Here is a 9,177-nt window from a genome sequence, read left to right on the forward strand (position 1 = left end):
GGGGCCCGTCGCGTGGACGACGGGCCCCGGCTCCTCACGCCTCCGTGCTGGCGTCCTCGGTCAGGAGGCCGGCCAGGAGGCCTCGATCTGGTCGACGACCTCCTGCGTGCTGGACCCGGTGAGCCAGTTGACGATCCCCGTCCAGAACGTCCCGGCACCGACGGCGCCCGGCATCAGGTCGGAGGCGTCGAAGCGGACGATCGCGTTCTCGTCGGTGAGGATCGACGCGGACAGGCGGTCGAACTCGGTCGCAAGGTTCTCGGGGTCGAGCTGCAGGTTGGCGTTCACCCAGCCGCCGTTGGGCGTGGCCTTGGCCTTGGCGTTGGCCCAGTCAGCGCTCGAGATGTAGGTCTGGAAGGCCTGGACCTCGGGGCGGTCGTTGAACGCGGCGGCGAAGGTGCCACCCACCTCGACGGGCTTGATGTCGGTCTGGTTGGTGGGCAGGTAGAACGCGTAGACCTCGCCGTCCTCGGAGACGTCCGTCCCCTCGGGGAACTGCGTCTGGTAGAAGTTCGCGGCGCGGTGCAGGAAGCACGTCCCGTCGAGCAGGCCGAAGCCGGCGTCGGTCCAGGGGGTCGTGGCGATCGAGTCGACGCCACCGAGTCCTGCGTTGACCATGGCCGGGTCCTTGAGGACCTCTCCGGCGGCGTCGAAGGCCGCGACGACCTGCGGGTCGTTGAAGGGGATCTCGTGCTTGTACCACTGGTCGTAGACGTCCGGCCCGCCGGTGCGGAGCATCATGTCCTCGACCCAGTCGGTGCCGGGCCAGCCGGTCGCGTCACCGGACTCGACGCCGGCGCACCACGGGATGGCCCCGTCGTTGTCCTCGGAGTACTGGGCCGAGAGAGCCATGAGGTCGTCCCAGGTCTCGGGGACCTCGTAGCCGGCGTCGGCGAACGCGGTGGGCGAGTACCAGACGTACGACTTGACGTTGGCGTCCATGGGTGCGGCGTAGAAGACGCCGTCGACCGTGCCGTACTCCTTCCAGGTCGGCTCGAAGAACTCGTCGACGTTCTTGGAGACGGCGTCCGGTGCGGGGACGATCGTGCCGGTGTCGCGCACGATGGTCTGGAGCAGGCCGGGCTGCGGGAGGAAGGCGATGTCGGGGGCGTTGCCCGCCTTGACGCGCACGAGGAGCTGGGCCTCGAACTCGCGAGATGCCTCGTAGTCGACCTCGACGCCGGTGCACTCGGTGAACGGCTCGAACGAGGTCTGCATCGTCGCCCCCTCGGGGTCGACGATCGAGGTGTAGACGTGGACGGTGGTGCCGTCGATGTCGCCGAACTCCTCGTAGGGGGCGCAGTCGATGCTGGACGCCTCGCCGGACGAGCCGGACGTCTCGTCGCTTCCTCCGCTGCCGCCGCAGGCGGTGAGCGCGAGCGCGAGGCTTGCCCCGCCGGCGACAGCCGCGAGGGCACGGCGCTTGGGTGACAGGATGCTTCTGGTCATGACATTCCTCCACAGCGTTGTGGTGCTGACATCGCGGTCGGCCCGCGGGTGTCGCGGTCCGTCGTCCTCGACTCGACCGCCCCACTTGCCATGCAAGCGTTTACATCACGGTTGCGCAAGCGCAGGAGGCCCGTTCGCGAGTAACGATTCCGTTACTCATGACGCCTCGCAACCGCTCACGGTGGTCGCGCTCCCACCAGTGGTGACCTGCGGAAGCCCGTCAGCGCGCCGGGAACCGGGGCTCAGTCGCGGAAACCGTGCTCGGTGCGGCAGGATCACCGGCGACGCGGCTGCGACGTCGACGAGCGACGGACCAGGTGCGTCGGGTACGTCAGGCTGTCGGGCACGGGGGCGCCGTTGATCATCTCCATGAGCAGCATCGACGCGTCGGCGCCCTGCTGGTAGGCGTCCTGCCCGATCGTCGTCAGCCCGACGAGCTCGCCCAGGTCGTGCCCGTCGACCCCGATCACCGACAGGTCGCGTGGCACGTCCAGGCCCAGGTCGCGCGCCGCGAGGATCGCGCCCATCGCCATCTCGTCCGACGCCGCGAAGATCGCCGTGATGTCGGGGCGCCTCCGCAGGAGCGACTTGGTCGAGGACCGTCCCCCCGCGACGTCGAACCCGCCGTTCACCACGAGGTCCGGTGACGGGTCGATCCCCGCCTTCCGGAGCGCGCGCTCGTACCCCGTCGACCGCTCGACCGGCGGCGACCAGGACGAGACCAGGTCCGGCTGGCCCGTGATGTGCCCGACCACCCGGTGCCCCAGGTCCAGCAGGTGGCGGGTCGCGAGCGAACCGGTCCGCACGTCGTCGAGCCGGACCGTCACCTGGTCCGCGGGCCCCGAACCCACGAAGGCCAGGGGCGTCCCCAGCGCCACGAGCGAGGCCACCTCGTCGTCCTCGAGCGGGAGCCCGACCACGAGCGTGCCGTCGACACGGCGCCGCAGGACGGTCGGGTCGACCTTGCGGCGCGGACGCCCGTCGTCGACCTCGAACGTGTAGAGCAGCACGTCGTAGCCCACCGAGCGCAGTGCGCGCTCTGCGCCCTCGATGACGTTCGCGAAGAACCACCGGCTCACCCACGGCGTGATCACGCCGATCGTCCGGGTCCGCCCGGTCGCGAGCGACGCCGCCGACGGCGACGGGACGTACCCCAGGCGCTCGGCCTCCGCCCGGACGCGCGCCCGCGTCGAGGCCGACACGTTCGGCAGTCCCCGCAGCGCGCGCGAGACCGTCGCCGTCGACACCCCGGCTGCCTGCGCTACCTCGTCAATTCCTGCCACGAGGAGCGATTGTCCCCCGTCCACGGAGCAGAAGCGATTCACGGCACGGGCGGACCGGGGCGATCAGGGCGCTGCGGACGGCCTGCGGGAGGGGACGCGGGACGTCGTCGCGGGTGACCTGGCGGGGACCGGCGAACGGTGTCAGGGCTCGGACCCGTGATCCCGCGGTTGCACCCACGGCGCCCTCCCGTGACACCCTGGGAACAGGCCGGACGACGCCGCGGCTTCCCGCGGCGGCCCGGCACCTACACGCACGCACCGAGAGGAACACCATGATCGAGCTGAGGACCCCCCGCGAGATCGAGCAGATGCGCCCGGCGGGCCGCTTCGTCGCGGACGTCCTCACGCAGGTCGGCGCGGCCGCGAAGGTCGGCGTCAACCTGCTCGAGCTCGACGCGCTCGCGCACCGGATGATCAAGGACCGCGGCGCCGAGTCCTGCTACATCGACTACCACCCGTCGTTCGGGGCGAGCCCCTTCGGCAAGGTCATCTGCACGTCGGTCAACGACGCCGTCCTGCACGGCCTGCCGTTCGACTACCGCCTCCAGGACGGCGACCTGCTGAGCCTCGACTTCGCGGCGTCGGTCGACGGCTGGGTCTCGGACAGCGCCGTGTCGTTCGTCGTCGGGACCCCGCGCGCTGGCGACCGTGGCGCAGCGGACCAGAAGCTCATCGTCGCGACCCAGGACGCCCTCGCCGCAGGCATCGCAGCCGCGCAGCCCGGCAACAAGATCGGCGACATCTCGGCGGCCATCGCAGCCGTGGGGCACGGGGCGGGCTACCGGATCAACACCGACTTCGGCGGTCACGGCGTGGGTCGCACCATGCACGGCGACCCGCACGTGCCCAACGACGGCCGCAAGGGCCGCGGCTTCCCGCTCAAGCCGGGCCTCGTGATCGCGATCGAGCCGTGGTTCCTCGAGACGACCGACGAGATCTTCACCGACCCCGACGGCTGGACCCTGCGCAGCGCCGACGGCTCGCGCGGCGCGCACTCGGAGCACACCGTCGCGATCACCGAGGACGGGCCGCTGGTCCTGACGGCGCGCGACTGACGCCCGGTCCCCGGGCCACGAGGTAGTCCCGTGCGCGCGCTGTAGACCTCCGGGAGGTCTACCTCGCGCGTACGGGTCTACCTCGGCGGGGCAGGCTTCTTGTAGAACGTCGCCGAGTCCTCGTAGCCCAGCGCCCGGTAGAAGCTCCCCGCACGTCTGCTCGCGAGCGACACGTAGGCGGCACCGGACTCGACGGCCCACGCCTCCGCCGCCGTCATGAGCAGACGTCCCAGCCCCTGGCCGCGCACGCTCGCGTCGACCATGAGCTCCTCGACCCAGACGACGGGCGCGTTGGCGAGGAACGTCGGGTGCCAGTGCGCGAGCAGGTACCCGACGACGCCGCTCGCCCCCTCCACGACCAGCAGCAGGGCGTCGGGAGCCGTCAGGAGCGCGCGGAACGTCGCCTCGAAGGACTCCCTGCGCGGCGTGAACGACGTCGCGAAGTCGCGGGCCAGCGGCCAGACGGCATCGAGGTCGTCGGCCGTGGCCCGTCGGACGATCGTGGTGGCCGCTGCGTCGCTCACGCGCGCAGCCTAGCGGCCCGCGCGTCTCAGACCAGGCTGCGCAGCACCGCGACCGCGCCGGCCTCGTCGATGCTGCCCGTGACCTCGTCCGCCGCCGCCTTGACCTCGGGCTCGGCGTGGCCCATGGCCACCCCGCGACCGGCCCAGCGCAGCATGTCGATGTCGTTGCTGCCGTCCCCCACGGCCACGGTCGCGCCCGGGGCCACGCCCAGCAGCCCGCGCACGCGCTCCAGGGCGCTCGCCTTGGTGACGCCCAGCGGCGCGATGTCCATCCACGCCGTCCAGCCCACCGCGTACGTGACGTCGCTCAGCCCCAGGGACCCGGCCAGCGCACTGAACTCCTCGCTCGTCGACCCCGGGTTGCGCACCACGACACGCGTGACCTCGCCCGACCACAGCTCCTCGAAGTCGACCACGTCGTGGACGCCGTCGAGCTCGCCGTGCGGGAACAGGTCGTTCATGCGGAAGCCGATCCCCACGTCCTCGACCGCGAAGAGCGCGTCAGGGAGCTGGTCGCGCAGCAGCCGCAGCGCGTTCTCCGGGTTGAACGTGATCATCTCGTCGACCACGTAGCCCGTCGGCGACGCGTCGTCGAAGCGGGCCGTCACGGCGCCGTTCGAGCACACCATGTACCCCTCGGCGAGGCCCAGGCGCTCGGCGATGGGCAGCACCGCGATGAGCGACCGGCCCGACGACAGCAGCACGTGGTGCCCCGCCGCGCGCACGGCCGCGATCGCGTCCGCGACACCGTCGCTCAGGACGTCGTCGTGGCTCAGGATCGTGCCGTCGATGTCGAGCGCGACGAGCAGCGGCCCCTCCCCCGGACGGTTCGGGTTCGCGGCACGGGCCGCGTCCGACCGGGCGTCCGTGCCCGACGGCGCCACCTCGCCCGGGTGCGACGGCGCGCCTGCGGGAGCGACGTCGTCGGGCCGGGGGGTGCTCGTGGTGACCGTGCTGTCCGGCGTGCCCGTCACGCCGTGCCCTTCGACGAACCGGCCGACGCGCCCACCGGCTCCAGGACCTCGAGCCCGCCCAGGTAGGGCCGCAGGCCCTCGGGGACGCGGACCGAGCCGTCGGGCTGCTGGTGGTTCTCGAGGATCGCGACGATCCAGCGCGTCGTGCCCAGCGTGCCGTTGAGCGTCGCGACCGTGCGCGTCTCGGACTTGCCGTCGACGTCGACGCGCTCGCGCACGCCCAGGCGGCGGGCCTGGAACGTCGTGCAGTTCGACGTCGACGTCAGCTCGAGGTAGCGCTCCTGCGTCGGCAGCCAGGCCTCGCAGTCGAACTTGCGGGCCGCGCTCGACCCGAGGTCGCCCGCCGCGGTGTCGATCACGCGGTACGGCAGCTCGCACTTGCGCAGCATGGCCTCCTCCCAGGCGAGGAGACGCTGGTGCTCGGCCTCGGCGTCGGCCGGGTCGACGTAGCTGAACATCTCGACCTTGTGGAACTGGTGCACGCGGATGATGCCGCGCGTGTCCTTGCCGTACGAACCGGCCTCGCGGCGGTAGCACGCGCTCCAGCCCGCGTACCGCTTGGGGCCGTCCGACAGGTCGAGGATCTCGCCCGAGTGGTAGCCCGCGAGCGCGACCTCGCTCGTGCCGACCAGGTACAGGTCGTCGGCCTCGAGGCGGTAGATCTCGTCCGCGTGCTCGCCCAGGAAGCCCGTGCCCTGCATGATCTCGGGGCGCACGAGCGTCGGCGTGATGACGGGCGTGAAGCCCGCCTGCGTCGCCTGGTCCATGGCCGCGTTGAGCAGCGCGAGCTCGAGGCGCGCCCCGACCCCCGTGAGGTAGTAGAAGCGGGCGCCCGACACCTTGGCACCGCGCTCGGTGTCGATCGCGCGCAGGCCCTCGCCCAGCTCGAGGTGGTCGCGGGGCGTGAAGCCCTCGGCCGCGAAGTCACGGACGGTGCCCTCCTCGCGGAGCACGACGTAGTCGTCCTCGCCGCCGGGAGGCGCTCCCTCGATCACGTTCGAGATCTTGTACAGGATCGTCTTGAGCTGCGCCTCGGCGTCGTCAGCGTCCTTCTGGCGGGCCTTGACGCCCTCCGCGAGCTGCTTGGTGTGCGCGAGCAGGGCGGTCTTCTCGTCGCCCTTCGCCTGCGCGACCTTCTTGCCCAGGGACTTCTGCTCGGCGCGCATCTGCTCGAAGTCCGTCAGGGCGCTGCGACGGCGGGAGTCGGCGTCGAGCGCCTGGTCCACGAGGGCGGGGTCGTCGCCGCGAGCCACCTGGCTGGCGCGGACGACGTCGGGGTTGTCGCGCAGAAGTCGAAGATCGATCACCACTAGAGGGTATCCAACGTGCGGGAGGGCGCGGCACGGGGCCCGCCGACGGTGACGTACGCCGGTGCCGACGGCGACGCGCGGGGGCGCCGACGGTGACGCGCACGGGCGCCGAGGGTGACCGGCACGTCACCCTCGGCGGGCTGGAGCGTCACCCTCGGCGGCCCAGCGGGATCACCAGCGGGGTCCCCGTGACAGGGTCGTCGATGATCGTGCAGCGCAGCCCGAACACCTCCTCGACCAGCTCGGCCGTCACGATCTCGCCCGGCGCCCCCTGCGCCACCACGGCCCCGTCCTTCATCGCGACCAGGTGCGTCGCGTAGCGGCAGGCGTGGTTGAGGTCGTGCAGCACCGCGACGAGCGTGCGGCCCTCGCGGTTGAGGTCGCCGAACAGCTCGAGCAGCTCGATCTGGTGCGCGATGTCGAGGAAGGTCGTGGGCTCGTCGAGCAGCAGCAGCTCGGTCTCCTGGGCGAGCACCATGGACACCCACACACGCTGGCGCTGGCCGCCCGACAGCTCGTCGACGGGCCGCGCCGACAGCGGCGTGACCTGCGTGGCCGCGAGCGCCCGTACGACGGCGTCCTCGTCCTCGCGCGACCACTGCCGCAGGAGCTTCTGGTGCGGGTAGCGGCCGCGGGCGACCAGGTCGGCGACGGTGATGCCGTCGGGCGCGATCGACGTCTGGGGCAGGAGCCCGAGCCGTCGCGCGACCTCCTTGGCCTTGTAGGACGTGATGGTCTTCCCGTCGAGCACGACCTGCCCGACGCTCGGGGTGAGCAGCCGTGACAGGGCACGCAGCAGGGTCGACTTGCCGCACGCGTTGGGCCCGACGATCACGGTGAAGGACCGGTCCGGGATCGCGACGTCGAGCCCTTGGGACACGATGCGTTCGTGGTACCCGATGCTGAGCCCTTCGGCACGCAGCCGAGGCTCGCCGGGCACGCCCGGCGTACCCGGGACAGCCGGCCCGACGGCGTAGCCCGCCGCGGGCGCGTCGGCCGCGGTCGGCGTCGTGGTCGCCGGGGTAGCCGGCGTCGTGGTCGTGGCGGTCATCGCCGTCTCCTCGGGAGGGGTGGGGCTGGTCGGGGCCGTGCGGGTCCGGGTGCTCACTGCCGCCTCGCCTCCCGGGCGAGCAGCCACACGAGGTAGCAGCCGCCGATGCTGACGGTCACGACGCCCACGGGGAGCTGCGTGGGCGCGAACGCCCGCTGCGCGACGAGGTCGCTCGCGGCGAGCAGCGCGGCGCCCATGGCGGCCGAGGACGCGAGGCCGACGGTCGCGCCGCGCGTGAGCCGTCGGGCGAGCTGGGGCGCGGCGAGCGAGATGAACGCGATGGGTCCGGCCGCGGCCGTGACGAGCGCGGTGAGCGCGACCCCCACGACGACGAGCGAGAGCCGCGTGCGTTCGGAGCGGACGCCGAGGGCCTGCGCGGCGTCGTCGCCCATCTCGAGGACGTTCATGCGTCGCCCCAGGAGGACCAGGGGCGGCACGAGGACCGCGAGGATGAGCACGACGGGCAGGACCTGGGTCCAGGACAGCCCGTTGAGGCTGCCCGCTCCCCAGGTCGCGGCGGCCATGGCGCGCGCGAGGTCGGCCTTGAGGATGAGCCACGTGTTGACGGACGCGAGCATGGCGCTGATCGCGATGCCGACGATGATGAGCCGGAAGCCCTGGACGCCGTTCTTGTATGCGAGCAGGTAGACGATGCCCGCGGTCGCGAGCCCGCCGATCATGGCCCCGGCGGCGACCGCGCTGTACGACCCGCCGAGCAGCAGGATCACGACGAGCGCCCCGGTGTACGCGCCCGTGTTGAACCCGATGATGTCGGGGCTGCCGAGGGGGTTGCGGGTCAGGGACTGGAAGATCGCGCCGCTCATGCCGAGGGCGCCGCCGAGCAGGATCGCGAGGAGGACGCGCGGGAGGCGCCACTCGACGACGACCATGCGGATCACCTCGGGGGCGTCGCCGGTGAGGGCGCGCAGCACGTCGGGCACGGCGACGGCGTAGTCGCCGACCCCGAGCGCGACGACGCCCACGGCCGCGGCGAGCACCACGAGCACGAGGGTCACGACGGCGGCGCGCACGTCGAGGCGTGCGGAGAACCGTCCGCGGCGCGAGCGCACGACGCGCGTGGGTCGGCCGAAGTCGAGGCGGGCACGCGATGCACCCGGCGTACCTGGCGTTCCCGGGGGCGTCACCGGAGCCGCGGCGTCCTCGGCGGGCGGCGTCTGCACGGGCGCGGTCACAGCCCGCTCACCTGCCTGCGTCGCACGAGCCAGATGAGGACCGGGGCGCCGACGAACGCGGTCACGATGCCGACCTGCAGCTCGGCGGGCCGCAGGACCAGGCGCGCTGCGACGTCGGACACCAGGAGCAGGATCGGCGACATGACGAGCGTGTAGGACAGGATCCACCGCTGGTCGGGGCCCACGATCCAGCGCGCGACGTGCGGGACCATGAGCCCCACGAACCCGATGGGGCCCGCGGCGGCGGTGGCCGCCCCGCACAGGAGCGTGACCGCGACGACCACGATCGTGCGGGTGCGGTTGATGCTGGCCCCGAGGGACCGGGCGAGGTCGCCGCC

General features: G+C 72.4%; 9 protein-coding genes. 1 reads left to right on the plus strand and 8 read right to left on the minus strand.

All coding sequences use genetic code 11. The annotated features are described in order from the left end of the window. Positions 1 to 60: 60 nt before the first annotated feature. Together H9652_RS12605 and H9652_RS12610 are read right to left on the minus strand one after the other, a co-directional pair. The gene (locus tag H9652_RS12605; protein WP_191796560.1) at positions 61 to 1,449 is read right to left on the minus strand and encodes an ABC transporter substrate-binding protein; all 1,389 of its coding nucleotides are present in this window, start codon (positions 1,447 to 1,449) and stop codon (positions 61 to 63) included. 275 nt (positions 1,450 to 1,724) lie between these two features. Then, positions 1,725 to 2,732, minus strand: a complete 1,008-nt coding sequence (locus H9652_RS12610) for a LacI family DNA-binding transcriptional regulator (protein WP_191796561.1) — start codon at positions 2,730 to 2,732, stop codon at positions 1,725 to 1,727. Between the two features lie 272 nt (positions 2,733 to 3,004). Here H9652_RS12610 and map point away from each other — a divergent pair, with 272 nt between their 5' ends. Continuing rightward, positions 3,005 to 3,787 (plus strand): type I methionyl aminopeptidase, encoded by a 783-nt coding sequence (gene map / locus H9652_RS12615; RefSeq protein WP_191796562.1) that lies wholly within the window; start codon positions 3,005 to 3,007, stop codon positions 3,785 to 3,787. Positions 3,788 to 3,864: 77 nt separating this feature from the next. Here map and H9652_RS12620 read toward each other — a convergent pair whose 3' ends face one another. The 6 genes from H9652_RS12620 to H9652_RS19820 all read right to left on the minus strand — a co-directional run. After that, positions 3,865 to 4,311 carry a GNAT family N-acetyltransferase gene (locus tag H9652_RS12620; RefSeq protein WP_318244151.1) on the minus strand — a complete coding sequence of 149 codons (447 nt, stop codon included), beginning with the start codon at positions 4,309 to 4,311 and terminating at the stop codon, positions 3,865 to 3,867. A 26-nt stretch (positions 4,312 to 4,337) separates the two neighbouring features. Further along, entirely contained in the window at positions 4,338 to 5,120 is a 783-nt protein-coding gene (locus H9652_RS12625; RefSeq protein WP_191796594.1) for an HAD family hydrolase, read from the minus strand. A 161-nt stretch (positions 5,121 to 5,281) separates the two neighbouring features. Continuing rightward, the gene (serS, locus tag H9652_RS12630) at positions 5,282 to 6,592 is read right to left on the minus strand and encodes a serine--tRNA ligase (RefSeq protein WP_191796563.1); all 1,311 of its coding nucleotides are present in this window, start codon (positions 6,590 to 6,592) and stop codon (positions 5,282 to 5,284) included. Between the two features lie 151 nt (positions 6,593 to 6,743). Beyond that, positions 6,744 to 7,646 (minus strand): ABC transporter ATP-binding protein, encoded by a 903-nt coding sequence (locus H9652_RS12635; protein ID WP_191796564.1) that lies wholly within the window; start codon positions 7,644 to 7,646, stop codon positions 6,744 to 6,746. A gap of 53 nt (positions 7,647 to 7,699) precedes the next feature. Continuing rightward, positions 7,700 to 8,791, minus strand: a complete 1,092-nt coding sequence (gene fepG, locus H9652_RS12640; RefSeq protein WP_318244158.1) for an iron-enterobactin ABC transporter permease — start codon at positions 8,789 to 8,791, stop codon at positions 7,700 to 7,702. Between the two features lie 44 nt (positions 8,792 to 8,835). Beyond that, positions 8,836 to 9,177: FecCD family ABC transporter permease (locus H9652_RS19820; RefSeq protein WP_225228178.1), on the minus strand; the 342-nt coding region annotated here is incomplete at its 5' end.

This window comes from Oerskovia rustica, assembly GCF_014836555.1.
Classification (GTDB): Bacteria; Actinomycetota; Actinomycetes; order Actinomycetales; family Cellulomonadaceae; genus Oerskovia; species Oerskovia rustica.